25 protein-coding genes, 1 pseudogene and 2 other annotated features are annotated in these 26,434 nt (G+C 34.4%); of the genes and pseudogenes, 1 reads left to right on the top strand and 25 read right to left on the bottom strand.

Features of this window, described 5'->3' with window-relative positions; all coding sequences use genetic code 11:
- Window positions 1-2: 2 nt before the first annotated feature.
- The 20 genes and pseudogenes from JFT95_RS07945 to JFT95_RS07855 all read right to left on the bottom strand — a co-directional run bounded on the left by JFT95_RS07945 (window position 3) and on the right by JFT95_RS07855 (window position 21,736).
- A complete protein-coding gene (locus JFT95_RS07945; protein ID WP_201051906.1) occupies window positions 3-1,178 on the bottom strand; it encodes an MFS transporter in 1,176 nt (391 codons plus the stop codon).
- 291 nt (window positions 1,179-1,469) lie between these two features.
- On the bottom strand, window positions 1,470-1,676 hold the full coding sequence (locus tag JFT95_RS07940) for an alpha/beta-type small acid-soluble spore protein (RefSeq protein ID WP_000113539.1): 207 nt from the start codon (window positions 1,674-1,676) through the stop codon (window positions 1,470-1,472).
- Between the two features lie 123 nt (window positions 1,677-1,799).
- Window positions 1,800-2,642: a sugar phosphate isomerase/epimerase family protein gene (locus JFT95_RS07935; protein ID WP_201051904.1), complete on the bottom strand. Its 843-nt coding sequence runs from the start codon at window positions 2,640-2,642 to the stop codon at window positions 1,800-1,802.
- Between the two features lie 14 nt (window positions 2,643-2,656).
- Window positions 2,657-3,661 (bottom strand): DUF6005 family protein, encoded by a 1,005-nt coding sequence (locus tag JFT95_RS07930; protein ID WP_061675416.1) that lies wholly within the window; start codon window positions 3,659-3,661, stop codon window positions 2,657-2,659.
- 24 nt (window positions 3,662-3,685) lie between these two features.
- The gene (gene asbD, locus JFT95_RS07925; protein WP_002064932.1) at window positions 3,686-3,961 is read right to left on the bottom strand and encodes a petrobactin biosynthesis protein AsbD; all 276 of its coding nucleotides are present in this window, start codon (window positions 3,959-3,961) and stop codon (window positions 3,686-3,688) included.
- Window positions 3,958-5,196, bottom strand: a complete 1,239-nt coding sequence (locus JFT95_RS07920; protein WP_201051902.1) for an AMP-binding protein — start codon at window positions 5,194-5,196, stop codon at window positions 3,958-3,960. Before JFT95_RS07920 ends, asbD begins: the two co-directional genes overlap by 4 nt.
- Window positions 5,183-7,024 carry an IucA/IucC family protein gene (locus JFT95_RS07915; RefSeq protein ID WP_201051900.1) on the bottom strand — a complete coding sequence of 614 codons (1,842 nt, stop codon included), beginning with the start codon at window positions 7,022-7,024 and terminating at the stop codon, window positions 5,183-5,185. Before JFT95_RS07915 ends, JFT95_RS07920 begins: the two co-directional genes overlap by 14 nt.
- 67 nt (window positions 7,025-7,091) lie before the next feature.
- Window positions 7,092-8,900, bottom strand: coding sequence for an IucA/IucC family protein (locus tag JFT95_RS07910; RefSeq protein WP_201051897.1), 1,809 nt, complete (start codon window positions 8,898-8,900; stop codon window positions 7,092-7,094).
- 250 nt (window positions 8,901-9,150) lie between these two features.
- On the bottom strand, window positions 9,151-9,687 hold the full coding sequence (locus JFT95_RS07905) for a GNAT family N-acetyltransferase (RefSeq protein WP_061675411.1): 537 nt from the start codon (window positions 9,685-9,687) through the stop codon (window positions 9,151-9,153).
- 77 nt (window positions 9,688-9,764) lie between these two features.
- Window positions 9,765-10,445 carry an MgtC/SapB family protein gene (locus JFT95_RS07900; protein WP_002012374.1) on the bottom strand — a complete coding sequence of 227 codons (681 nt, stop codon included), beginning with the start codon at window positions 10,443-10,445 and terminating at the stop codon, window positions 9,765-9,767.
- Window positions 10,446-10,603: 158 nt separating this feature from the next.
- Entirely contained in the window at window positions 10,604-11,260 is a 657-nt protein-coding gene (locus tag JFT95_RS07895; protein WP_002086134.1) for a YkyA family protein, read from the bottom strand.
- 14 nt (window positions 11,261-11,274) lie between these two features.
- Window positions 11,275-12,096 carry a peptidoglycan-N-acetylglucosamine deacetylase gene (locus JFT95_RS07890; RefSeq protein ID WP_201051895.1) on the bottom strand — a complete coding sequence of 274 codons (822 nt, stop codon included), beginning with the start codon at window positions 12,094-12,096 and terminating at the stop codon, window positions 11,275-11,277.
- 134 nt (window positions 12,097-12,230) lie between these two features.
- A pseudogene (locus tag JFT95_RS29980) lies at window positions 12,231-12,491 on the bottom strand (sensor histidine kinase); the annotation flags it as partial.
- A gap of 62 nt (window positions 12,492-12,553) precedes the next feature.
- The gene (locus JFT95_RS07885) at window positions 12,554-13,555 is read right to left on the bottom strand and encodes an LCP family protein (protein ID WP_088039780.1); all 1,002 of its coding nucleotides are present in this window, start codon (window positions 13,553-13,555) and stop codon (window positions 12,554-12,556) included.
- Window positions 13,556-13,913: 358 nt separating this feature from the next.
- Window positions 13,914-16,217, bottom strand: coding sequence for a glycoside hydrolase (locus JFT95_RS07880; protein WP_201051893.1), 2,304 nt, complete (start codon window positions 16,215-16,217; stop codon window positions 13,914-13,916).
- A gap of 216 nt (window positions 16,218-16,433) precedes the next feature.
- Complete coding sequence (locus tag JFT95_RS07875) at window positions 16,434-16,646, bottom strand: DUF6366 family protein (RefSeq protein ID WP_002031378.1); 213 nt, start codon at window positions 16,644-16,646, stop codon at window positions 16,434-16,436.
- Window positions 16,647-16,738: 92 nt separating this feature from the next.
- The gene (thrB, locus tag JFT95_RS07870) at window positions 16,739-17,632 is read right to left on the bottom strand and encodes a homoserine kinase (RefSeq protein ID WP_002189304.1); all 894 of its coding nucleotides are present in this window, start codon (window positions 17,630-17,632) and stop codon (window positions 16,739-16,741) included.
- Complete coding sequence (gene thrC / locus JFT95_RS07865) at window positions 17,629-18,687, bottom strand: threonine synthase (RefSeq protein ID WP_201051891.1); 1,059 nt, start codon at window positions 18,685-18,687, stop codon at window positions 17,629-17,631. Before thrC ends, thrB begins: the two co-directional genes overlap by 4 nt.
- The gene (locus JFT95_RS07860) at window positions 18,680-19,975 is read right to left on the bottom strand and encodes a homoserine dehydrogenase (protein ID WP_002141355.1); all 1,296 of its coding nucleotides are present in this window, start codon (window positions 19,973-19,975) and stop codon (window positions 18,680-18,682) included. Before JFT95_RS07860 ends, thrC begins: the two co-directional genes overlap by 8 nt.
- Before the next feature lie 307 nt (window positions 19,976-20,282).
- Window positions 20,283-20,514 (bottom strand) — a binding site (T-box leader).
- Between the two features lie 115 nt (window positions 20,515-20,629).
- Window positions 20,630-20,861 (bottom strand) — a binding site (T-box leader).
- Between the two features lie 236 nt (window positions 20,862-21,097).
- Window positions 21,098-21,736 carry a pyridoxamine 5'-phosphate oxidase family protein gene (locus JFT95_RS07855; RefSeq protein WP_002012360.1) on the bottom strand — a complete coding sequence of 213 codons (639 nt, stop codon included), beginning with the start codon at window positions 21,734-21,736 and terminating at the stop codon, window positions 21,098-21,100.
- Between the two features lie 81 nt (window positions 21,737-21,817).
- Between JFT95_RS07855 and JFT95_RS07850 the strand changes: the two genes are divergently transcribed.
- On the top strand, window positions 21,818-22,426 hold the full coding sequence (locus JFT95_RS07850) for an NUDIX hydrolase (RefSeq protein WP_061689792.1): 609 nt from the start codon (window positions 21,818-21,820) through the stop codon (window positions 22,424-22,426).
- 44 nt (window positions 22,427-22,470) lie between these two features.
- Here the strand turns inward: JFT95_RS07850 and JFT95_RS07845 are convergent, their stop codons facing one another.
- The 5 genes from JFT95_RS07845 to JFT95_RS07825 all read right to left on the bottom strand — a co-directional run bounded on the left by JFT95_RS07845 (window position 22,471) and on the right by JFT95_RS07825 (window position 26,423).
- Complete coding sequence (locus JFT95_RS07845; protein WP_061674174.1) at window positions 22,471-22,809, bottom strand: SdpI family protein; 339 nt, start codon at window positions 22,807-22,809, stop codon at window positions 22,471-22,473.
- Window positions 22,810-22,879: 70 nt separating this feature from the next.
- Window positions 22,880-23,710 (bottom strand): peptidoglycan-N-acetylglucosamine deacetylase, encoded by an 831-nt coding sequence (locus tag JFT95_RS07840; RefSeq protein WP_201051888.1) that lies wholly within the window; start codon window positions 23,708-23,710, stop codon window positions 22,880-22,882.
- Between the two features lie 160 nt (window positions 23,711-23,870).
- The gene (locus JFT95_RS07835; protein WP_002168604.1) at window positions 23,871-24,749 is read right to left on the bottom strand and encodes an aminoglycoside 6-adenylyltransferase; all 879 of its coding nucleotides are present in this window, start codon (window positions 24,747-24,749) and stop codon (window positions 23,871-23,873) included.
- 133 nt (window positions 24,750-24,882) lie between these two features.
- Complete coding sequence (locus JFT95_RS07830) at window positions 24,883-25,554, bottom strand: O-methyltransferase (RefSeq protein WP_016103188.1); 672 nt, start codon at window positions 25,552-25,554, stop codon at window positions 24,883-24,885.
- Between the two features lie 149 nt (window positions 25,555-25,703).
- Window positions 25,704-26,423 carry a 3-ketoacyl-ACP reductase gene (locus JFT95_RS07825; RefSeq protein ID WP_002012353.1) on the bottom strand — a complete coding sequence of 240 codons (720 nt, stop codon included), beginning with the start codon at window positions 26,421-26,423 and terminating at the stop codon, window positions 25,704-25,706.
- Window positions 26,424-26,434: the final 11 nt, after the last annotated feature.

Here is a 26,434-nt window from a genome sequence, read left to right as displayed (position 1 = left end):
CATTATGAAGTTGGTTCCGGTTTCTGTTTTAACATCATTTCATCTTTTGCTGGTTTAATCCAAATAATTGCTATGACAGCACCAATAGCAGCGAAGATGCTTGTTAAATAAAACACTTCATGGTCTGCCCCTTTCATAAAAAAAGAATACAGGGGTGGTCCAGCTGCTACACCGATAAATCGCATTGAACTATAAAATGACGTAACTGTCCCCCTCTGCTCTTTTTCAATCCCTTGTGTAATAAGAGCATCTAGACATGGTAACGCCATACCAATTCCTCCCCCCATAATAACGAGACAAAGAAGTAGCAAATAGATTCCTTTTAGAAATAAAGGTAAGAAGACAGATGCAGCAGCCAGTAAAAATCCAATATAGATACACTTTTTCATAATATCTTGTTTATCTCCAATTTTTTTACCAGCCATATATGAGCTAAGTGATAGTACAAGTAAAGGAATAGCGAGTACACACCCTTTCCATATACCATGAATATCGTACTTCGACTCCAGTATAGTTGACAGATAAAAAAGTATTCCGAATAAAATAAGCATAATAATTGCACCTAGTATAAAAATGGCAATTAACCATCTTCCCTTTTCTCGAAACGTAGAGATAATAGATTGAATAAATTCCTTAAGTGGTGGGGCTTCTTCTTCTTGTTTCTTCGCCTTTACTAGTACCAGTAGTAAAACAATCGATATTACACATAAAACTGGAATCGCCCAAAATGGTAAGAACCATACAATTGCTGCAAGAGCTGATCCTAATATGGGACTCAATACTTTTCCAAATGTATTTGACGTCTCAATGATTCCTAAACCTGCACTAACCTGTTTTTCATCTTTGTATAAATCACCGACACATGGTATGACAACTGGCATAGCACCAGCAGCACCTATCCCTTGAATTGCTCTTCCAATAAGAATCCAAACATAAGGGTTATCAACTTTCCATGATACCCATCCCGTTATCGCTCCTCCAATAGCTGCAATTAATAAACTTGGAACCATTACCATCTTTCGTCCCCATCTATCTGATAAATAACCAGCGATCGGTATAAGTATAATTGCAATGATAGAATAAATTGTAATTATCATGGATACTTGGAAAGATGAAATATGTAATTTCTTTTCAATGGTTGGCAGGATTGGAATAAGCATTGAATTACCTAGCGTCATAACAAGTGGAACTGATGCAAGTGCAATTAAACAACAGTTTTCTTTTTTAACATGTTGATTTCGGAACCTTTCATCATATATTTCTTACCATATAATAGCCCTGCTGGAAATTATGTTTACATTCCACCAGGGCTATTTCATCTTTACTACTTTCCATTTACAACAAAAGAAATTGGGTAAAATATAGCATTACTCCTATTCTTTGAATCCTGTTCACAATATATCCATACCAATTAATTGAAAATAAAAAAGAAAGGAAGAATCCTTCCTTTCTCCTATAACCTTCTACATTTAGCGAGTATATCCGCCACCAAGCTGTTGTTCTGCCATCGCTACAAGGCGTTTTGTAATTTCACCGCCTACAGAACCGTTTGCACGTGAAGAAGTATCAGCCCCAAGCTGTACACCAAACTCTTGTGCAATTTCATATTTCATTTGATCTAGAGCTGCTTGTGCTCCATGTGATGCTAATTGATTAGCGTTACGATTTCTAGCCATTACCGATCACCTCCTTATATATATTAAACTGTATCAAATCCGAAATTAAATACATGGTAATTTTTGGTTATTGATAAAAATAAAAAAAGAGTCTCCTAAACGAGACTCTTTCATCATTTCACCTTATGAACTTACTACTTCTAATTTTCTATTCGTTAATACTTTCATTTCTTCTTTCAATATATCTTTCGCATTATGCCCAAACCATTCAAGCGAAGCAAAATGATCAGTATCTCTCACTTCCCGGATGATTTCATCATAGTTTACAATACCTTCAAATAATGGAACCATTCCTACACGACTTCCAGCAGCGGCATATACATTATTTGGTTCAAACACGTGTAAATACTCCGCTGATGATATATTCTTAAAATGGTAATGTTGTATCCACGGCTTTAATCGATGAAAACTATCTACAGGGTCTGCACCAGACTCCCATATATGAAGAAAATCAAGGTTTATTTTTAAATATGGATGATTTACTTCTTCTAACAATTTCAAAGTAGACGGAAAAGTATCCGTTAACGTATTTGGATGTGTTTCTAATAGTATATACATATTATGCGGAGCAAATAGATCACAAATCATGCGAATTCGCTCCACATACTCTTTTCTCTCTTGTTCCGAGAAATCCTCACTACCTTTTTGCCCGGCAAACGTACGAATTTTATTTGTATTAAACCAATTAGCTAGTGTTACCAGCTGTTCACATTTTTCCATCGTTTTTTGAAAATCCGCTAATAATGATATGTCCAAGTAATCACTTATCATCGTAACTTCTAAATTTTTATCCTTTAAATAATCTATTTCTCGTTCTGTCGTTTCACGCTCTTGCATATATAAATTTTGTGCATGGGTCCCCCACAACTCAATTCCTTCAAAACCGTTTTCGTATGCAAATTGAACAATATCAGTAAATGAAATTAGTTGATGGCGAAATGAAATTGTACATAGCGAATATTTCATTGGTTTGAACTCCCTTATCTTAAATTCAATGAACTTGTATTAGTTAAGAAAGACTGATTTGTTATCATTTCTTTCCATAACAGAAACTGTTTCTCTAGTTCATCCTTAATTTGCAGTTCAATTGTATTCATTTCATCAAGTTTCTCAACAATTGGTAATAACATATCTTTATTATTTGTCATTGCCATTTTAATAGCACGGTACTGCACATTTGTAAATCCTTGTACAATGTCTTCCACTCGATCACACCAATAATCAAATTCTTGCTCCGAATATTGTAAAGTTTCACGGAAGTATGCAAAGGCATGTTCATAGCTATATTTACGTATTGCCAATACGGGTATTTGCTTTACTGCCGTTACAAGCCCGGAAAGTGAATACCCATCCTCTTCATTTACCATTTTTATTATTAATTTTTTTAATTCCATTGTTAGTTCATTATCATCTTTTTTGAATGTTTCCATGAAATAACTTTCTACCATCTCTTGTGTTGGCTCCTGAATTCCTTCTATATCAATGAAATAGCCTCCACCAAATGGGTTGTCTTTAACAGAATGGAGCACTTTTTCTCTTTCCATATTCCCTTCCCAGCGAAAATCAGGATCAAGCATGAACCATTCCTCTTCTTTCTCTGTCTTCGATATCATTAAGTAATGCGGAAACGGTTTTTGATGAAACTTATTTTCTCTCTCAGGCAATAAAGACATATCAACCATTACAATTACGTAACGATTTTCCGGCTTATTTTCTACTAATTCTAAAAATGTTTCTACATTGCTACTTTTATCTTTTGAATGATCGTACCATTCGTTCACTTTAATGCCATACAATTTTTCATACCAAAGTAAGTAGTTATCATGATTAATGTTTTCGGAATGATAAGAAATAATCCCGCCTTCTGTTATATCAAAATCTCCATCCCATAATCCGAAATAAAATGGACGGAAATCTATATCGCTACGCCTTTTTATAATTTCACAAAAACAACTCACTAAACAGTGAACTTTAATTGAAGTCATACTCTCATCCACTTTCCTAAAAGGTTAGTTATTCACATTTATTTCGTGTAACGGCTGTAACTCTTCCATAAAGTCAAGCAAAGATCCTACAGTAAGAAACGCCTTTGGGTCTATCTCATCCTCTGGAACGCATAGCTTTAAATCCATTTCTATGTATACTATAAGCTGTAACATCATTACCGAATCTATATATAAATCTTGATTTAAACGCATCGTTTCTTCTAAATGCGTTACATTTTTCAGTTCCATTTTTTCTCTCATAATACTTAAAACTGCTTCTTTTAACATTTCACGACTCATGTTGTTATCTCTCCCATCTCTAATAACTTCCGACTTACTTTCCCTGTTTTATTTTTCGGAATCTCTGCTACATTTTCAATTTCATGTGGCACTTTATAAGACGGTAAATGCTGTATGCACCATTCTCGTATTTGTACTGGTTCAATACGAGAGACTACTTTCGCTTTTACTATTTCTCCCATCACAGGATGCTTGCCCCGGTATACAATCGCCTCCTGAATACCTTCTAATCGAAGCATCGTTTCTTCCACTTCTATAGGAAATACCTTTAGACCGGACACATTAATAACATCATCTATTCGCCCCATGAAATGAAGGCCTTGCTCAGATCTATAACCTAAATCTTTTGTATAAATCTCCTTTTCAGCAATTTTCACTACGATTTCTTCAGGTTCATCTTCATTTGAACCTATGTTAATACTTACATGAGGAAGTGGTTTTCCTAAATCCAAATGTGTTTCCATAGCATGACATATACTAATGCAACCAGCTTCAGAACAGCCGTACTGCTGCATCATGTATTTCGTCATGCCCTTTAACTTATAAAATAGCGTTTCTGGCAAAGGTGATCCTGATGTCATAATTTTATGAAACCGAAAAGTCCCTTGTGGAAAACTCCCCATAATATGTAACATAAGTGGTACTGCGTATATGATATGTTTTTCGGTATTACGAACTATATTTAATGCGAATTTAGGGTTTTTATTTGTAATGATTATAGGCTTACTACCTCTCGTAATTGCTGATAACGTGCCACAAATTAATCCGTATGAATGTGAAACTGGAGCCATTACAATTGGCACTTCGTCTTCTTCACATTTTAAAGCTTCATTGTAAGCAGCAATTTCTGTTTCAATTTCCGTCCATGCTCTACGAATCAGTTTTGGCTCTCCTGTTGTACCTGAACTATACTGCAATAAAGACGGTTCTTCTTGTAATAGATTTGGAACTTCTAATTTTGTAAAGTCGTTACTTTCTCCGTATAAAAGTGCAGTACACTTTGCGCGCTTTGCCATTTCAATAGCTGTATCCTTTGGCGTATCTTCATGAATAAGTAGTACAGATGCTCTTTTTTCTTTTAGGAAAAACACAAGCGTAATAATATCGAATGGATTTTTCAGACAAAGTGCAAATCTATTTCCTTCTGCTTCTTGAAATTGTTCCACTCCCTCGTAACCTTGTAATCTCAATTCAAAATCATATTTGCTAAATTCTTGTTTATTAACGATTAGCATGATTTCCCCCTGTAACAACTGGTTTTTGTATTGTAAGTTGCTTTGCTCTATACAATGGATTTGGAACTTCATGAACAAGCGATTCCACATCCATATATAAACGACGCTTCGTTAATTGCTCTGCATGAAATGTAGGTGCATATAATTGTAATGCTTCAAAACGTTCTTTCAAATGCGAAAATCTTTCAAAATGATCTTCTATTTCTTCAACAAGAATGATCCAAAATTGTTCCTCTTTCAACTGATACTCATCTGCCAGCACGAAAGCCAGTTCACCTAGATTGAATAGGAAAAGCGCATCTAAAACCATTTCTTGTAAACATTCAATACGGTCCATTTCAAAGAAATCATTCATTTGACCATTCGCATATGTTTTATGCATTTTAGTAAAGTCTGGACATTTTTCGAGTTCTTTCAAAAATGGACGATAAAACTCCAGTCCTTCATGAAAATCTTTTAGTGCAATACGGACTGGTATTCCCTCTTCATGAACTAAAATCATGTTTTGTCCATGTGATTCTAATGCGACTCCATGCTCTACAACGAGGTGTACAACTGGGATAATTGCTTTTTGAATAAGCAATTGTAACCAGCTTTCTACTCCATATCTCTTTAACCACAAGTCAATAGTTGGTGTCCCATCTTTTCCCTTGGCATATAAACCGTTAAATGGGATTGCCTCTTCTTTCTTATCTAAATATTTGTGAACGCTTTCGCGCCAAATACATCCTAATGAGCCATACGTAGCTTTTTTATTCGCATCGTACGTAACACTCGAAAATTCATTTAACAAAATTAAACGCGATTCATCCCTTAAATAAGGGTCATGATTTACTATATCTTTTAACCAATTCGATATAGCAGGTGCACTCACAACCGAATGTGGTTTTAATGTACGGATAGTTGAAGTATTGAGTAAATTCATTGATAACTTTACATATGGTTTCTCTCGATTCGTAACATTTCTTAATGTCCGCATCGACTGCTGCGCGCAATAATCATCTTCTGATTTCCCTAAATAAATAATATATTTACCCTGTATATGGTCAGTATAATTCGGAATAATAAAGTTCTCCCACTGCCAAGGATGAACAGGTATAAACATGTACTTCTTCGAATCACAGTCCATTGTTCGAATACGATCCATATACTCTTCGATTTTCTTTTCACCAATTTCTTCTTTAAAGGTACAGTTATAACTCTCTTCACTTTCATATCCTACAGTCGTATATTTCTCATGAACTGCAATCCATATAATTTTCATTGGTTGCATAAATTCAAATCCATATTGAAAATTATCACGATATTGAAACCCGATGCGTGCTTTATAACTAGGATGATACGGGTGTCCATCTATTAAATGACTTTCAAGCTCATCATAAGATTTCGCAAGATAGTCTTCTTCACAACTTCTCTCATATTGTGCAATCGTATCTTTAAAGATTGTTTGTTCTAATTCTTGAATAAAAGAATCCAATTTCGTTCGATCCACTTGAACAATCCGAAAAATCTCCTGTAAAAATTGTGAAACTGATTGTATTTCTTCTTCCTCATCTTGAACTCTCATTATTAATGAGTCATGTAAACAAATACGCCCAAATGTCATACGTTCTTGCCCATAGCATTGGTACATTACATTTTGATCCTTTTCATCAAGACCTTGTATAATAAAAAGTATTTGCTCTCCCTTTTGTATACGAATCGGCGTAATGATTTCTTCATAAATTAACGATTCTACTAATTGCCGGAATACTCTTCTTCTTACTGAAATATACTCTTTTGATTGGAGTGCCTTCAATATTTTTATGTGATAAACTTCTTCTTTCATAAATCCCTCCGCTATAATACGGAATATCAAATTCCATTATTTGTATTACGTGAAATTTTAGCACCACTTATGAACGAACAGCCACTTCTCTAACGAGTGGATTATCTACTTGTACATAAATTGCTTGCTCTAAAGGATTTGTCAGTTCATCAACATCGAAAAATCTCGTTAGTAAATTTGCTTTACATGCCAATTTATTTTCTTCCAACAATTCACTTAAAAATGTAGAAGGTTCTCGGTTATATGGAAGGAACGCTTCAAGTACAGACCTTAATTCCGAAAGAAGAATTTCCTCCTTTATTAATCCTGCTGTACCAAAACCGTTAATTAGTCCAAACATATGATTAAAAATTAAATAGTAACGAAATCTTTCATCTACAATGTAATCGTCATATAAATTCCCAGTACGTTCGCCAATACCCGCTAGTTCATTATCTAGCACTGACTTCATTGAATTGCAGAAATAAAAACCTTGATTATCACGGAAGTAAAAATTAACTGGATAACCATCTTTCAATTGAACAACACTATTTTGTTGATGCGCTTCTAATGCAACGCCATAACGTAAATACATCCATACCATCGGCTTTAAAGAGATATTCATATATCGTCTAAACCACTCTAAACTTACTTCTTCACAGCTTCTACCTTCTAAATTCGCTAAGCGGTGGACAATATTTGCTAAACGAGTTCTTTCACCCGGAATTGCATCTTGTACTAATCCAGCGATAAGCGTTGCATCATTTTCATTTTCACTATAAAATGTGTTTTCTCGAATAATCACTTCAAATCCAGACTCTTGTGCCCCGTATTTTAAAGTAATAAAGGCCGGATCACATATAAAATTAAATCCTGGAAACTTTTCTAGCACCTCTCCAATTTTAGTATTCAATATTTCCTTACCTTCAAGTCCACTCTCAAGTTCCTTCAATTTATTAATACGCATTGAATTCGTGACCTTTACAGGGAATGAAAACTTGAACATATACTTCGAATGAGGATGATATAGCGTTCTAAGTGATGATGTCGCCATATAACAATTACCTACTGGACCGATATATTCAAGTACACCTTGATTCATCCAATTTTGCACATAAGATTGATGTAATAGCCATTCTGCTTGTAGCGGATGGATTGGAATTAATGAATATTCATCTTCTTGACAGTACTCTTCAATAAATTCTTGACCTACCTTTTCATCGTTCTTTAATTCCTTTTTTATTATCGCCGTTGTAGAATCTTGTAACAATGACTTTTCACTTACTATACTTTTATGTGCCCGAAAATAGTGAAGTTGGCACTCCCCTTTTAATTCAGGAGAATACATTGAACTTTTCCAATCCAATATACCTTGTCTACTCTTTGGTGTAGGATGAGTTAAATGTCCAAATAATAAAGATTGCTCCGCCTCTATAAAAGTCGTATGGAAACCATATAATTCAGCTGTATCCTGCTCCCTTCCTTGTATAAACTTCTCAATATTTTGACAACTACAGATAACTCGAAGCATAAGTTCATCAGGATTCGTACCTTCTCCATAGTTAATAGACATTTCCTTTATTAAAAACATAATAACCGTAATATAATCTGCTTTAATAACATTTTTATTTTCGCCAATTTGGTAATAAAATTGTTCTCCAAATAGATGACGGTCCGTTGACGATCTATATATAACTTCCCCATACAAAGTAACGTTTTGTGCCGATAAAGGGCAGCATAAATAAGTGGGGATAGCGTCTCTTTGAAATGAATGGCAGAAAATATTTTCTATCCTTTTATCCTCCGTAATCCATTCTCCACTTCCTGTTTCTCTTAAATAACAATTTAAAAAGCTTTGTATTGTTGCATGTTCCGCGATTTGTTTCGCATGCTGCATACTGCTCCTCCTCTTTTAGACGAACACTATCATTTTTTTGTGAAACTTCTGACAGTTGAATTTTATTATCAACTATGATTTTAATTGATAATGATAATCATTTCAAGATATATTTCAGAATTTTTTTATCTAGCTAAACTTTTCACCTTTTCAAAACATTTAATCCGTCAACAAAAAAATACACCAATGTAATAATTGATGTATTTTTTCATTCTCGTAAATTAAGTTTACATAATAAAATTATCGTTTTCTATATTGATAGTGATTTGTATAAACAATCCATATCTCGCCAAGCATATGCTATTTCTTCTACATTTAGTCTTTCTAAAAGTTTCGTGTCAATTTTTTCCGGATTATATTTTTCATAAAACTTTTTAGAAGGGTTATTAGCAACAACCCAAACTAACAGAGATTGCATATTATCTTTTTTACATTCCGATAGCAATGCTTGAAATAATCTTTGTCCTATCTTCATTCCTTGATATTTTTGTAAAATGTATATTGCATATAATTCTCCATCACAATTATATGCACCTGTTCTTTCAACTCCCCCATCGATAAATCCAATTATTTTACCATTTAACGTTTCTGCTACAAACCTAAATTGATGCCCGTCTTCTTTTTGAAATATACTTTCCCATAGCTTTTCTCGTTGGTCATACGTTATATTGTCTAAAATTTCATTAGAGAATATCCCCTTATAAGTTGTTTTCCAACTATCCACATGCACTTTTGCAATTGCCGAAATATCATCTTTTATTGCCCTTCTAATATGTATCTCCACCATACTCATCCCCCTTAGAAAATAATTATAGCAAAATGTTTTGTATGCATTAAAAAAAGAGTGAATTTTCATCACTCTTTTTATCTACTTTCAACTTCTACTGAAACAACATGATCGATTTCTTTTAAAGAACTATATAATTCAGTTGTATATAAATCTTCTGGAGCTAAAATGACCATTTCCAATTGCTGAGATGCCCCATTATCAATATCTTTAATTTTCACTCGTTTCACTTGCATATTTAAATTTTTAATTTGCTTAAAAATCCCGTCTAACTCTCGATGTTTGTTTACGGTAATTTTTATAGATAAGTCCTTTTGTCTTAATGAATAAGGGCCTGCAATTTTCACAATTTGCGGAAGTACGTTAATCGCTAATATAATTAAAATCATAGCAACCGTCGCTTGTATATAAAAACCTGCACCAATCGCAATACCTAGTGCTGAAGCGGCCCATACCATAGAGGCTGTCGTTAATCCTGAAATAACGTCATTATTTCTGCGTAAAATTACCCCTGCTCCAAGAAAACCAATCCCACTAACAATTTGAGCGGCGAGACGCATTGGATCCATGTTTGTATGACCCGGTACAGAATAAACATTCACTGATTCAATTGAAACCATTGTAATTAAACAACTCGCTACGGAAATAACCATACTTGTTTTCACACCAAGCGGTTTATTCTTTAGCTGCCTATCTATTCCGATGAATAATCCTAAAAAGAGTGCTAAACCTAATTTGAATAAAAATTCATATGACATATTTCATTCTCCTTACTTTACAATGTTTCCCTTGGAACAATCCACTATAACTCTTTTATGATATCAATTCCAGTCTTTTCTATTCATTTAAAGTAAAAAACCGAAAAAACATTTTTGACAATGTTTCCCCGGCTTTTTATTACAATTAAGATCTTTCTTTATTTTTGTTCTTTAATTTTAATTTGTGCATCTTTATAAAATGCTAACTTATTATCATTATACTCTTTTGTATGTTTATTAAATTGTTCTTTCGCCTTTTGCGCTTCCACATTTAATTCATTAACAGTTTTAACTTTTTCACCAATTTCTTTTAACTTCGTTTCTTTTACTTTTAATTTTTCATACAGTTCTTTTTCAGTCGCTAACGCCTTCGTGTAATTCTCATTCATCTTTTGGAAGGCATCATAACGATTTTTATACGATTCTTCTACTGTTTTTGCTTGTTTTTGTAATTTCTTATCTTCGAGTTTTTCAATATTATTTTGAACGGATGTCGTTTCTTTCTGCGCTTTTTCTAACTGTTCCTTCTCATTTTTCAATACTTTTTCACGCTCGTCTACATTTGCAGTAGCTTGCTCTATTTTCTTTGAAACTGCTTCATTATGCTCTTTACCTTCTTGTAAAATTTGAGAATAAAGTTCTTGTCCTTGCTTTTCTAACTTCTCTAATTTTTTTGTGTCATCTGCTAAAGATTTTTCTTGTGTAGATGCTGCTTCAAAAGCCGTAAATAAATTTTCTTCTGGCTTTTCACCGAAACAACCTGATAATAATCCTACTGATAATGCTCCAACTACTGCTACTTTTCCATATTTCAACTTCAATTCCTCCATTACATACGGTTATCATGCCAGAGGTTCACGGGGAAGTGATTCTCTTCATGATATGCTTCAAACTCATAACCCTTTTCTTTTAGACCCTTTAATATTGCTGGCACAGCTGCGACTGATTGCGGATGAATATCATGCATTAAAATGACTTCTTGAGGATTTGTTGCACCAGCTAATACATTTTGAGCGATTTGTGCTGCCGCTGCATCGACTGGTACTTTGTTGTATTTCCAGTCTAAAGAATCAATTGTCCAGTCCCATACTTTAAGACCACCCTCTACTACTTTGTTTCGAAGATCTTCATTTAAACCAGGCTTCGACCCGTATGGTGGACGTGTTAATTGAGGTGATTTTCCAATAATATTTGCGATTAAGCTTTGATCTTCTTTCATTTCATTAACATATTCGCCATTTTTATATAACTTCGCAAAATTGTGTGTCATACTATGCATTCCAACATAATGACCCTCTGCATTTTGACGTTTTACTAAATCAGGAAACGCTTTTACATTCGCTCCGATTAAAAAGAATGTCGCCTTCGCATCATGCTGTTTTAACATATTTAATAATTCAGCCGTATATTTTCCTGGCCCATCATCAAATGTAAGATAAGCAACTTTTCTTTCCATTCCGTTAAAACGACTTGGCGCCGTTTTATTCATTTCAACTTTCGATTGTTCACTTGCAAGCTGCACTATATTTTCTTGCTTCGCAACAGCTTTTGCTGGTGAAGTAATAGATTGAAACATGAAATACCCAATAGCTACTATTGCAATCGCTACTGAAACAACTGCAACTCGTTTAATTTTAAAAGCCTTTTCCATTCTATCGAATTCCTCTCCCTATTAATCTTATATATAAATCACCCAATATAATTATACATCTATTTATTTTATTACACTATATAAACAATCTAAAATATGAATTATAATGGGAGTTTTATCAAAATTGTTGTTCCTGCCTCAACAAGCTCTTTATTCTTTTCATACCAATTCTTGATTGCACTATGTACAACTTTCAAGAAGATTTGTTTTAACCTGTTTGATCTTCCATCAATTCAATTCGCTTTCAACTTGCAATGAGATGAATTTATTTTCTCTATTTTAGGAGTTAATTACCAAATTATTTCCTCTAGTATATCGTACAATTGCACCTTTTGTTTATATAAATTAAAATGATTTAACTGTAGACGTGAAAAAACTAGTAGCCCTTCTACTAAAAATAAATGAAGCAGTCCATTTCCATAAAAAAAGATTGGCTGAGGCCAACCTTTTTTTATACTTATTCATTTCGATTTGGTTTTGGTGTAACACCTAAATGCGCATTTAACTTATTCGAAATATCTTTTACATTCTTTTCATTTGGAATGTAATAATAAATACCACCAATACGTTTATCCGTTCCTTCTATTTGCATCTTTTCCATTTGCAAATCTGATCCTGCCATATTTTTCGTAATAGCAAGCATATCATCAAACGTTAAGTTTGTTTTCATATTTTTATCAACTGCATCAAGTAAAGAGCCCATTTTACTAATTGATTGAACAGACATTGCTTTTTTCGCAATTGCTTCAATTACAAGTTGTTGTCTTTGACCACGCATTGCGTCACTGTCAATTTTACGCGTTCTAGCAAGTGCAAGGGCTTGTTCACCATTTAAATGTTGGTAACCTTTTTCTAAATGGATCATACCTGCTTGGTCTTTACTATCTTGTTCTGTGAAAGTAACAGGTACATCAATATCAATACCACCAATTGAATCTACAATTTGTACAAATGACTCAAAATTAAACTTCACATAATAATCAACTGGTACATTTAAAAATCTTTCCACTGTATCTCTTGTACTTTCAACACCACCAAATACGTGTGCGTGTGTAATTTTATCTAATTTCTTTCTAGATGGAATATAAACGCGTGAATCACGCGGAATGCTTACTAATTTAACGGATTTATCATCTTTATTAATTGTCGCTAATAAAAGTGCATCTGTCCGAACCGCTTCACCATATTGGCTTTTTCTCATTTCGCTTCCATCGACACCCATGATTAAAATCGAAATATTATCCTTTAAAGGTTCCACTTCTTTGTCCCTTTTTGATGACTTATCAATTTGTGCATATGCATCACTTACAACAGCTTTTGCTTTGTTATATATAAACGATCCATATCCTACTCCTCCAAAAACAAGTAGGAAAAATGGAATTAAAATGAACCATTTTATTGACTTTCGTTTAGAACGTTTTTTATTGCTTCTCGTATTTTGTTCTAATTCAGAGCTCATACCCATTCGCCTCTCTTTCTCTTTCCCTAGTATAATGTAAGTCTATTAATCTTCATATTGAATTTCCTTTCAATTACCTTACATTTTTGTAAGGTTACTTCATGAATCCAACATGTATTCCATTTCACATTATACTCTTGTGCTTATTTTTGGCAAGTCACTATTTATCAACTTAAAAAATCCAATACTTCGGAATATCCGAATTTACATATTTATTATTCTGTTATTTGCAGGTAGTAAGATTTTCACCTCACAATTTAGCAAGAATAAAGAGTCAAGTTTGTGCCGTACCATCTTGATTGGTGATGACTAATAATCAGTGAGGGATAAATCCCCCACTGATTAAAGTTTCACTTTATTATTTCTCATTTGGTGTGTATATCATTTGCTTCCCATTATTATTAATTAAAGCTGACTTTGCTTTTATTTTCGTTTTTTCTATTTCTACATCTTTATTTGAGAAATTCACAATGATTTTAATATCTTTTCCATATGAAGTAGATTGTACTAGCTTATCTTCTGACAGATATGCAAAGTTCGTCATTTCTTCTTTTACTGCCTTTTCATGAACTTCATTCCAAACTTTCAGATGCTCTGTAATTTCTTTTTTATGCTTATTCCACTCTACTTCATCTAAATGGTACAACGGAGGAACATTATACAATAACTCATATAACATACGATTTCCAACCTCGTCCTTTACCTTCAAACTTCCCCATTCCCAGTGGTGCGTTGTAATAACCGAATCATTGTATACTAGTTTATATAATGGCACCGAATATACTGGATTTAAATATACTTGCTTATATTCTTCTTTTAACGGTACTTGTTTTGCATATTTTTCTGGAACATTTTGATTTGGTGACCAATATCCACCGACATAATACGGGCTTGTTTTATTTTTTCTCATATCTTCATCGTCCCACTTAATAACTGGTGTTTCAATTCCATGAGCAAATGCAATCGTACTACTTGCAAAATCATTTCCGCCCTCAGAGCCAACTACCATACCTTTTTCTTGTGCAATATAATCCATTCGTTTTAATCTTGCTTGTAAATCTTGTTCTTGTGTCGTTAAATGTTTTGTTGAATAATCATCATAAATTTCGCCCGTCGCGTCACAATCAATAAACCATGAATTATATTTAGGGCCATTTTGTAATATATCGTTCATTCGTTCTTTTACACTAGGAAGTGATAATGTCGGATTTAATTTTCGGCCTCTCCCTAAAAACCCTTGCACTTTCTCACCATTTTTCTTCGTTACAGTGGCTTCTTCATATAACGATGGGTCATTAAAAGAAGCTGTGTTCCAATTTTTATCACCTTTTTCGTGAATAGAATGGTAAGAATCATACGGACCAACTAAATATCCCATTTCCTTAGCTTCTGTAACGAAATTAGGCTGCATAAATCCTTGTTCCCAGTTCGGTAGACCAATCCACGCTTTGTCTATCCCTACTTTTTTCATTTCCTTTATTATATCCGTTCCATCTGCTTTACCCCATTTACTTACTTCTTCAACTGCATCACCGAGTACTGACTTTAATAAATGTTTATTTAAGCTATACAGCTCTGTCTTCGATAAGTGATCTACACCTTTCTTTAATAACACACTAGCTTCCTGATTAACTTTCGGGAAAATATCCTCTTTATACAATTCTTTCATAGATAATACTTCGTTTGTATAGCGTAAAATAACATTTTTTTGGTACTTATCGATAAAGTCTTGTTTACTCACCTGCTCAAATACATTCAATTCCCCAGGCTCTGAACTATTCTTTTGAATAAGGTCTTTTATATGGCTAAACACCGGGCTATTTATTTGCTCTCTTAGCTTCGGCCAATTCACGTTACTTTCTGATAAACCATTTTGATTCCAAAAGTAAAAATGAGCTGCCCCGTAAAGTTTTTCGATTTCTTTATTTTTTCTTGCCTTTTCTTGTAATGTTTTAAATTCACCTTTTCGAGCAATATTATCCTTATACAGTTTAGCGATACTTACTGCATCATTATTTGTCACATATAATTGAAATCCATATGTTTTATTTTTATTTATACTCGGGAATTCATGTGTAAAATCAAACCCTATTTTCGGATTTGAATGAAATTTCAATTCATTATTAAACATATTGTTCGCAATATATACGATCGAATATTTAGAACCATTTAATGCAAAAAACTTCATAGAAAATGATTCAGCAAATGAATATGCATCATCCTTTAAAAACTTCTTCCAATTCTCATCATTACTCGGAATTTGCTTACCTTCCCATAACGGAAGTGTATAATTTTCAACTTGCACTTTTGGCCATGTAAAACTTTCTGCACCAGTCGATTCCACTTCAATATTTAAGTGGTCTTTTTTCTTTTCTAATTTTACCTTTACTTTTTGATCCGGATATTCCCATGATGTATGATCCTTGTTTTTTTTCAAATTCGATACCTTCATTTTTGGTAACGGTTGTGATGCCTGTTCTTTTACACCATCATGTGCTACAGTTAACGTAAAAGTCTCAGGATTTACATCGTAAGTAAAATCTTTATACGTCGCTTTCTTTATTTTAGACTCTTGTAAAGCATCATTACCTTTTACATCACACCCGACTAAAGTCGAAAGTGACAATGTTGTAAGAAGACATATCGCTATCATTTTTTTCATCTCCTGCACCTCCACCACTGAATATACAGGAGGTTTGTTACAGGAATATGGCAAAAAATAATAGAGCTAGCATTATGCTAGCTCTATTATGAGCAAAAAAATTTACGTATTACTATAATCTGTTTAAAGAAAATATGTAATACAGGGGGACTTTAATCCTTTTTTTATTCTCACTAATAATTAGATCAAGCAAATCTAAATTCCATCAAGCTTTCCTTAACTGAAAAAGTAACTATATATAATATATCCTAAAACTAGCACTAAAATTAATATCCCTGTACCTTTCCAATTCATACCACCTGTCATATCAGCGGGGCTACCTGATTCCGCCCTGTTGAGTCCATCATTCAAAGAACCGGTAGGATTATTTTTCAATTCACTTTGTCTCATGCGTTCTCTTTTTTCTTCTGGTGACTCTTTTGAACTCATATAATCACCTCTAAAATTAATGTTTATTCCGAAAAATCCCCTTTAAAATAGATTCTCCATAACGTAAAGAAAGCTAGCGATGCTAGCTTTCTTTATAATCCAATATGTTCTTCCTTATTTACAGTAATCCCTTTATGATCAATTTCAAGCTCACATACTTTCATAGCTGCAAATACTCTCGCTAATTGGTCAGCTATTTCTTTACGCTTCTCGTACGGAGTTAAAATAAAAATGGATGGTCCCGCACCACTAAGCGCTGTTCCATATGCTCCGAATTCTTTTGCACATTTACGAATTGATGGTAATAACGGTACAAGTTCTAAACGATATGGCTCGTGGAAATGATCTCTTTCCATCATTTCACCTACAACTTCCCACTTCTTTTGACATAACGCAGCTACTAATACGTTACTTATCGCACTAGCCTTAACCGCTTCATGAAACGGAAACATCTCTGGTAATACAGATCGACTTTCATCCGTATTTAGCTCTTCATTCGGAATAAGAGAAATTACGCCTAATTCCTTACTTTCAATCCTTACAACCGAAACATTTTTTCCATCAAGTGCTCCGATTACAGTTCCACCTAAAATAGAAGCAGCGACATTATCTGGATGTCCTTCAAAGTTTGTAGCAATTTGAACCTTTTGATCAGTTGTTAAATATAAATTTCCAAGTTGATTCGCAAGCTCTATTCCTGCTACAATCGCTGATGCGCTACTTCCTAGCCCTCTTGTCAGCGGAATATTACTAGTAACTTCTATTATATGGGGTGATAAAGAAGGACATACTTTACATGCCGTGCTAACAATTAAATTTTTATCGTCTTTTGGAATTGAATCGTCAAAAGAATGTATCACTTGCCACTTATCAGCTTCTTCCTTTACACTTACTTCTAAATATAATGACAAAGCTATTCCAACAGAATCAAATCCTGGTCCAACATTCGCTGTACTAGCAGGAACACGAACTCTTAATGGTATCACGACATAATCACCCCTTTAATATGATCTTTAATTTGTTCTATATCATTTGACACACTTGCAATATCAAATTTATTAGAAGAAATTGCGATATCAGGATCTTTTAAACCATTTCCAGTTAAAACTGCAACAACTGTTTCGCCTTTTTTGATTTTTCCAGATTGAACATGTTTAATTACGCCCGCTAATGAAGCATTTGATCCTGGCTCTGCGAAAACTCCTTCAGTTTTTGCTAACAATCTATACGCATGTAAAATCTCCTCATCTGACACCATATCTATTTCACCATTAGACTGTTCGGCAGCCTCTACTGCATACGACCAACTTGCCGGATTACCGATGCGAATCGCTGTTGCAATCGTTTCAGGTGCCTCAATGACATGTCCTTTTACAATTGCCGCCGCTCCTTCCGCTTCAAAGCCGTGAATTCTGGGCTTCTTATAGCCTTTTTCTTTCTCGTATTCACAGAACCCTTTCCAATATGCTGTAATATTCCCAGCATTTCCAACAGGGATAGCTAGAACATCTGGTGCGTTTTGCAACTGGTCACAAATTTCAAATGCCGCTGTTTTTTGCCCTTCAATTCGGTAAGGATTTACTGAGTTTACTAATGTAATCGGCTCTTCTGCAGCAATATTTCTTACAGCCTTAAGTGCATCATCGAAATTCCCTTCTATTGAAATGATCTCCGCTCCATAAGCAACTGCTTGCGCTAATTTCCCATGCGCAATCTTTCCTTCTGGTATTACGATAATACATTTCATTCCGAGGCGTGCCGCATATGCGGCAGCTGATGCCGATGTATTACCTGTAGATGCACAAATAATTGCCTCTGCCCCTTCTTCTTTCGCCTTTGCAACTGCCATTACCATGCCACGGTCTTTAAAAGAACCTGTTGGATTCGCTCCTTCATACTTTCCGTATAACTGAATCCCTAATTGTTTTGATATATTTAATAATGGAATAAGGGGTGTATTTCCTTCCATTAAGCTGACATCAGGTGTGTTTTCATTCACCGGTAAATAAGAAGCGTACTGGTTTAATAGTCCTTTATACATATTGTTTTTCCTCCTCAATAATGTAGTAACTGTTTATTTCACTTGCGACATCTTCTATCGCCCCTAAAACTTGTTCGAATTGATATTTTGAAGTTCGATGCGTCACAACAACGACTTCTGCAAGTTCGCGATTTAAAGGTAATTGAATAACTTCTTTTAAACTTACAGAATAATTAACGAAACATTCTGTCACTTTTTGTAACATCCCTGGCTCATCTCGTAATGAAATACGTAAGAAATATTTCGAAACTACTTCTTCATCTCCTTGTAATTCGTAAGGCTCTGGTTCTTTTAACGCACTTTTATTTTTCGGAACTTGATTCATATTTTTAACGATTGAAATAATATCACTTACTACAGCAGAACCAGTTGGTAACTTCCCAGCTCCAGGTCCGTAAAACATCACTTCCCCTACTGCTTGACCGTGAACATACACCGCATTAAATTCATTATTCACATTCGATAGCGGATGATGACGTGGTAATAAAGTCGGTTCTACACTTAAGTGAATGGATGATCCTTGTTTTTCAGCTTTACCAATTAATTTCATTGTAAATCCTAATTTTTCGGCCATCTCTAAATCTTCTTTTTCAACCTTTCGAATACCTCTAACTTGAACATCATCTAAAGAAACATTCATCGAAAAACCTAAGTTTGCCAGAATTGCTACCTTTCTCGCAGCGTCTAGTCCATCTACATCCGCTGTCGGATCTGATTCTGCAAACCCTAATTTTTGCGCTTCCTGTAAAGCCTCTTCATACGACCATCCATTTTGACTCATCTTTGTTAACATATAATTTGTTGTTCCATTTACGATTCCCATTATTTTTTCAATTTGATCTGAAGCTAGCCCGTCTGATAATCCTCTTAATATTGGAATCCCACCGGCTACACTCGCTTCGTAACATAGGTCACATTCATTTTTATTTGCCAGTTGCAAAAGCTCCGCACCGTATACGGCCATTAAATCTTTATTTGCTGTTACAACATGTTTTTTATTTTGTAAAGCCGTAACAATATGCTGTTTTGCTTCTTCAATTCCGCCCATTACCTCTACTACAATATCAATATTTGAATCATTTAGAACTTCATCTACATTACTTGTTACTACGATTCCATCAATGCAAACATCACGTTCCTTTTCCAAATCACGTACAACGACTGTCTTTACCTTTACTTCATATCCTGTATCAAGAGTGATTTTTTTATAATGTTCTTTCAAAATATGGACAACACCACTTCCGACAGTACCTAATCCTAATACCCCAACATTAATAACGTTATTCATTTTCTAATCTCCTCCTAAATAGTTTAATTGTTACACCTGTGAATCACCTTACTCTGCTTTTTAATCATGCAGATGGTGGTTATTTCCGTACGTACTAATCGTTTCATGTTACCGCACCTCCTTTCAAAGTAATAAAGTGAAACTTTAATCAGTGGGGATTTTGTCCATTCCTCTCTGATTATTAGTTGAACCAATCGGGCTTTTACGGACAGTTGATCTCCCGTCTTACTCCCTCGCATCCGCCAAATTTTGAGATGGGAATCTTACTGACCGTTAATGCGGGATAAAAAAACACACTCATCCCTAGGAAAGGGACGAATGTGTTTTCGTGGTTCCACCCTTGTTCCAACCTAGACTTACTTTCTTCTAGATTGCTCAAGTTCAGATAACGGCTGATACCGTCAATAATTACTAGATTGCTCGTTCACTATTGAAGTTCAAAGGTGGTAAGATCATTTCTCGTGTTAGGAAGCTCACAGCCTTGGCCTCCCTCTCTGTAAACCGTAAAAATGTTCTCATGTCCTTATCGTTACTTTTTCGCTCATGTTTATTTGTTAACTCATTATACTCGCATAAAAAACAAAATCAATACTATTTTTTAATTATTTTAAATTTTCAATCTTAAAAACTATAAAAAAACACACTCATCCCTAGGAAAGGGACGAATGTGTTTTCGTGGTTCCACCCTTGTTCCAACCTAGACTTACTTTCTTCTAGATTGCTCAAGTTCAGATAACGGCTGATACCGTCAATAATTACTAGATTACTCGTTCACTATTGAAGTTCAAAGGTGGTAAGATCATTTCTCGTGTTAGGAAGCTCACAGCCTTGGCCTCCCTCTCTGTAAACCGTAAAAATCATCTCATGTCCTTATCGTTACTTTTTCGTTCATGTCTATTTGTTAACTTATTATAGTTATCAACTTTTTAAAAAGCAAGCCTATTTTTCTTCACAATTTTTAAGAATATGAATAATTATATTTTAAAATAACAAATCATCTAATACAGATGTATTCTCTTGCACATATATTCATCACATACAAATTAACAATATTCATAGTTAAAGTCTCACTCTAAAACGTTTAGAGTTTCATACTTCAACACTATATTTAAAAAATAATTTTTAATACAATCTTTCCCTATAACTTTCTTCTAAAGAACGTGCAACTTCCTCTTCTGAAGCATTCACTTTCGCATGCTCCATTAACATTTTCGGTGCTGAAGGTAGCTCTGTTTTATTTAACCATGACTCTGGATCCCACATTTTTGAACGAATAAAAGCTTTTGCACAATGAATATAGCATTCTTCTATTTCAACAACAATTCCAAGTAACGGATTGCGTCCATTCGCCTGCATTTCTTTCAAAATTTCTTCATCGTTCGTAATATATGCTTTACCGTTTATTCGGAGTGTTTCCCCAAGACCCGGAATAAAAAAGATTAACCCTACGTGCGAATTTGAAATTATATTTAAAATAGAGTCTATACGACGATTACCCGGTCTTTCTGGGATGATAATTTTATTTTCATTTAATACATATACAAATCCAGGTGCGTCTCCCCTCGGCGAAGCATCACACTCTCCGAATTTATTTGCAGTAGATAATACTAGAAAAGGCGATTTAGACAGGAAATCTACACAATGGTGATCAAGTGATGAAATAACTTTTTTCAAAGCCCGTTCACTTGGTTGCCCCAATATTTGTCGTAATTCTTCCTCAGTTGAAATTATTGATTTTATTTCCTTATTCTCTATCTTCACTAATAATCACTCCTTTTTCTTTATTTTCCCAAAATCCAATACAAATATTGTATAATAAAATTTGCAGAAAGGGGAATTAAAATGACAGAGTGGTTAACAATATTTGATCCTGAAAGAAATACACTTGGAAAGAAATTACGTGATGACGTGCATCGTGACGGTGATTGGCACGAAACATTTCATTGCTGGTTTGTAGAAAAAGATGCTGAGGATATGTTCTTATATTTCCAATTACGCTCTAATAATAAAAAAGAAGCTCCGGGTATATGGGATATTACATCCGCCGGACATATTATGCATGATGAAGATGTACTAATTGGCGGTCTACGTGAAATTGAGGAAGAACTGGGTCTTTCCTTCCAAACGAATGATTTAACATACAAAGGAATCTATAAAATAGATTATGAAATTTCAAGCCTTACTGATCGTGAGTTTTGTCATATGTATTTCCACAATGTAATAAAACCACTTCCATTTGCACCAGGTGAAGAAGTAGACGATGTGATGAAAGTACATGCAACTTCTTTTCTACAACTATTAAGAAGAGAGATTTCATCTTTAACGACTAATTCTGTTTTAAGCAGTAATCCGATAACGATAACATTTGAAGATATTTATCCTTATGCTCTTGAATACTATGAATTTGTTATAGTGCAAGGACAAGAATTGCTAAACAAAAATAGTTTATAAAAAAATAGGACTCCCAACTTACTTTATTCGGGAGTCTTATTTTTTTATTGCTCAAGTATCTTTAATTTTTTCTCTACTCGTATAAATAATCGTATAATTAACAACAGCATAACAATCATAATCGCTATCATTGTATGTGGATATCTAAACAGTATACTAATAACACTTCCAATTAACATCATAATGAATCCATTTTGTTTCATCACTTCTGCACTATACTTGTTACCTGCATCCCATAATTCCTTATTTTTCATAGACCGTTTCGTACGGTAACCATATGCTGCGTTAATATCCGTCGGTGGATTTTTTTGAAGAATACGTGCCGCAAGTATAAATATAATACCAATCAATATGCTCATTCCTATGTTTACTAGTGCATCCATCAATTATATCCCCCCTAACTTACACCTTCATTATACTATACAACTCTTAAAATCCTAATTATTAACATTTTTATTTTCTCTCTTTAGATGTCTGGAACATACTTGGAAGTGTTACAAAACGTGCCCCTTTCGTTTTTAACTGCGGAATGATTTTGTCTAGTGCATCGACAGATCCTTGCAAATGTCCACCTGGAGTTGAATGCTGAAGTATGACACTTCCTGGAAATGAATTCCCTAGCACATTATTTGTAATCGTATCAGCACTTACCCCTTTCCAATCAACTGTATCAACACTCCACTGTACAATCATAAAATTTTGCTCTGTCGCCCACTTCAATTGATTTTCAAGTATTTCACCGTATGGTGGACGTATAAACTTCGGTGCATAACCAGCTAAATGATTTAATATTTCTTCCGTTTTTATAATTTGATTACGGTATTCAGCCTCATTTACTTTCGCTAAATTCGGATGATTATACGTATGATTACCAATTACATGCCCTTCATTCGCGATACGCTTTACTACATTCGGAAACTTTTCTGCATTTTCACCAAGTAAGAAAAAAGTAGCTTTTACATTATATTGTTTTAACTTATCTAAAATTTTTGGCGTAAATACTAAATCTGGTCCATCATCAAATGTAAGAGCTACTTCCGTTTTATTGTATGGTCCTGAAAATGCATACGCATATTTTTCAACCCATGAAAAAGGTGTCCATGACCCCCGATTCTCTTCCTTCACTTTGACTTGATCATTTTGCGGAACATTTAATACATACGGCACTGCGTCTATATAGTTTCCATAATAAAATGAATGATATGGCATATAAACATACGAAACATTTCGTTCTAGTCCCCAATGAAATGGAACGAACATTTCTGGTGCGTAAAAATAATACATGATAAAAACCTCCCTAAAATTTCATATGTGATTCATCTGTACTTTGTTAGAGAAATTCTTATTCATGAACAAAAATAAGACTGTCCGTAATTAGGACAGTCTTAATGCTTTATACAATTAATAAAGTGAAACTTTAATCAGTGGGGGTTTTACTGCCCGTTTATGCGGGATAAATCGATGTACTATCTTTCGGCAAAACTTTCACATGTTTTAAATAGCTTGTCACTTTGTCATCATCATCTTGCGGGTATTGATATCCATATGTGTTAGCAATTTCGTTCGCAACTTCCCTAAATAAATCACCCATTACAAAGAATGACTCCCATATATTTTCATATTCTGCATTTGAAAATGTCTTTCTAAATTGCTCCCACGTATCTTTTTCAACATATTGCTCGAAATGCTTACCAAACTTTCCGGTATTCACTGTAAAATTTGTTTTCATACCAATATGCCATTCTAGCATTACGATTAACATATCACGCATTGGGCCTTCAAGCATTCCTTTCGCATAAGAAAGTTCCTCGCGCCACAATCCTTTTCCTACATTTGTACTGCACCACCAAAATTCATTACAGCAATCCAAAAACTCTTTTTCTGTAGGATTTTTTATAACGTAATCTTTATCACTTGCTGGCGGAAATTCTCCAATACATTTGTCTTTATCCAGTAGTAATTTACTTAAACTATCCTGTCCAATAAATTTATTTATTAAATCAACTGGAACTAGCATTAAATCAATTCGATTCCCATCCATGAACTGCATTAAATACGGAAATTTCCCGTCTTTATCAGCTGGAAGTAACGACATTTCTTCCGGCATTTGCACAATCATTATTTCTCCAAATCTATTAATCCAACTATGATTACACGTAAAAGATTGTATATCTTTTACAACATAAATAATATCATAGTCTTGAAAACAATCTTTTTTCACATTTGGATTCACACGTGACCCATTCATGATGACAGCTCGAATTCTTTCATCCTCTTTTGCTGTATTTATAATTAAGTCTAACATTTCTTTTTCAGTTCTCATCTTCTTATAGCCTCCAAGTTTTTAATATATAATATAAAGCTGTGTAAATTGGAGGTCCACGAGCTAAATTCGTTGTACAAGATACACGTTATAATTTTTGAAACTTCTTTTTCATCCCTTTTTCCTCCTTACATTACTCTGTTACGACTGCCATTACAAACCCATCGTACCCTTTACTTCCTACAGTTTGAAGCGCAGTAGCACTTACACGCGGCTCAGCAGCTATTAGCTCATAGAAATGGCGTATCCCTTGTACACGAGGATCGCTACTAGTATTATCAATAACTTCACCTTCACGTACTACGTTATCCCCAATAATTACAGTACCAGGGCGTGATAGTTTCAGTGCCCATTCAAAATAAGCAGGGTTATTTTGTTTATCCGCATCTATGAAAATAAAATCAAATGGTTCATACTTCTCATTTTCTATTTGTTTTAAAGAATCTAACGCTAGTCCTAATCGTATTTCAATTTTATCATTCAAATTGGCACGCTCAATATTGCTCCGTGCAATTTCAGCATGCTTTTCACTTGCTTCTAATGTAACAATTCGCCCTCCAGATGGCAATGCTCTTGCAAGCCATATTGTACTATATCCGCCTAGAGTGCCAATCTCTAAAATGTTACGCGCTCCTTGAATTTGTACTAATAGTTGTAAAAACTTCCCTTGCGTTGGCGATACATCATGTGCCGGTAAATTAGCTGAAGCATTCGCTTGAAGAACTTCTTCTAATGTAGAGTCTTTCGGTATTAATACATCACTCATATATTGATCAACAGCCGTCCATTTCTCAATCGTACTCATGGAAATACCATCCCCTTCAAGTTTTTCATGCTTTTCTACCATTCACTTCACATTATACCGACAATTCTGCTTTACATACAAAAAAACAAAAAAGGGACACCCATTCCATTACAGAATAGATGTCCCTTCTTTGTTTATAAATTTACCCCTTACGGATTAGTAGACCAAAGTCCTGCTGATTTAATAAATGTACGTTTATTTAATTTCAGCTGCGCTACGATAAACTCTGCAATATCTTCCGCTTGCATTACTTTATCAGGGTTTCCATCAGTTAATCCTAAGTCTACAGCCATGTCAGTTGCTACTGTACTTGGTGTTAAAGCTGTTACACGGATATTATGTTTACGAACTTCCATCGCTAACGATTCTGTTAAACCAAGAACACCAAATTTAGAAGCACTATATGCACTTGTTACAGGTGCACCTTTTTGTCCTGCTGTAGATGAAATATTAATAATATCACCAGATTGTTGTTCAATCATACTTGGTAAAGCTGCACGAGTTGCATAGTATACACCCATTAAGTTTACTTGAATGATTTTTTCCCAATCAGCAACTTCTAATTCTAAAAACTTACCGAATTTAGAAATACCAGCGTTATTAATTAAAATATCGATAGATCCTAAACCGTTTTTTAATGTTTCAATTGCAGTAGTTACCTCTTCATATGAAGATACGTCAGCAGTCGCAATAACAGCTTTTACGCCTTCTGCTTCTACTTCTTTCGCAACTGCTTTTAAGTTTTCTTCTGAACGAGCTAAAAGACCAACATTTACGCCTTCTTTCGCTAATGCGATCGCTACAGCGCGACCAATCCCTCTACCTGCTCCTGTAATTAAAGCATTTTTTCCTTGTAATAATTCTGCCAAGTTTAACACTC

This window comes from Bacillus sp. TH17 (assembly GCF_016651125.1).
Taxonomy (GTDB): Bacteria; Bacillota; Bacilli; order Bacillales; family Bacillaceae_G; genus Bacillus_A; species Bacillus_A mycoides.
Note: the sequence above shows the minus strand (reverse complement) of the source record. Positions and strands in the feature narration are given on the sequence as shown.

Coding starts and splice junctions, on each gene's coding strand:
- JFT95_RS07945 (WP_201051906.1), bottom strand. CDS start 1,178: ATGACGCTAGGTAATTCAATGCTTATTCCAATCCTGCCAACCATTGAA.
- JFT95_RS07900 (WP_002012374.1), bottom strand. CDS start 10,445: ATGTCATATGAATTTTTATTCAAATTAGGTTTAGCACTCTTTTTAGGA.
- JFT95_RS07880 (WP_201051893.1), bottom strand. CDS start 16,217: ATGAAAAAAATGATAGCGATATGTCTTCTTACAACATTGTCACTTTCG.
- JFT95_RS07840 (WP_201051888.1), bottom strand. CDS start 23,710: ATGTATTATTTTTACGCACCAGAAATGTTCGTTCCATTTCATTGGGGA.
- JFT95_RS07845 (WP_061674174.1), bottom strand. CDS start 22,809: ATGGATGCACTAGTAAACATAGGAATGAGCATATTGATTGGTATTATA.
- thrC (WP_201051891.1), bottom strand. CDS start 18,687: ATGTATAAAGGACTATTAAACCAGTACGCTTCTTATTTACCGGTGAAT.
- JFT95_RS07835 (WP_002168604.1), bottom strand. CDS start 24,749: ATGAGAACTGAAAAAGAAATGTTAGACTTAATTATAAATACAGCAAAA.
- JFT95_RS07935 (WP_201051904.1), bottom strand. CDS start 2,642: ATGAAATATTCGCTATGTACAATTTCATTTCGCCATCAACTAATTTCA.
- JFT95_RS07920 (WP_201051902.1), bottom strand. CDS start 5,196: ATGCTAATCGTTAATAAACAAGAATTTAGCAAATATGATTTTGAATTG.
- JFT95_RS07910 (WP_201051897.1), bottom strand. CDS start 8,900: ATGCAGCATGCGAAACAAATCGCGGAACATGCAACAATACAAAGCTTT.
- asbD (WP_002064932.1), bottom strand. CDS start 3,961: ATGAGTCGTGAAATGTTAAAAGAAGCAGTTTTAAGTATTATGAGAGAA.
- JFT95_RS07860 (WP_002141355.1), bottom strand. CDS start 19,975: ATGAATAACGTTATTAATGTTGGGGTATTAGGATTAGGTACTGTCGGA.
- JFT95_RS07915 (WP_201051900.1), bottom strand. CDS start 7,024: ATGAAAGAAGAAGTTTATCACATAAAAATATTGAAGGCACTCCAATCA.
- JFT95_RS07885 (WP_088039780.1), bottom strand. CDS start 13,555: ATGAGCTCTGAATTAGAACAAAATACGAGAAGCAATAAAAAACGTTCT.
- JFT95_RS07905 (WP_061675411.1), bottom strand. CDS start 9,687: ATGGTGGAGATACATATTAGAAGGGCAATAAAAGATGATATTTCGGCA.
- JFT95_RS07890 (WP_201051895.1), bottom strand. CDS start 12,096: ATGGAAAAGGCTTTTAAAATTAAACGAGTTGCAGTTGTTTCAGTAGCG.
- JFT95_RS07875 (WP_002031378.1), bottom strand. CDS start 16,646: ATGAGTTCAAAAGAGTCACCAGAAGAAAAAAGAGAACGCATGAGACAA.
- JFT95_RS07930 (WP_061675416.1), bottom strand. CDS start 3,661: ATGACTTCAATTAAAGTTCACTGTTTAGTGAGTTGTTTTTGTGAAATT.
- JFT95_RS07940 (WP_000113539.1), bottom strand. CDS start 1,676: ATGGCTAGAAATCGTAACGCTAATCAATTAGCATCACATGGAGCACAA.
- JFT95_RS07830 (WP_016103188.1), bottom strand. CDS start 25,554: ATGAGTACGATTGAGAAATGGACGGCTGTTGATCAATATATGAGTGAT.
- JFT95_RS07850 (WP_061689792.1), top strand. CDS start 21,818: ATGACAGAGTGGTTAACAATATTTGATCCTGAAAGAAATACACTTGGA.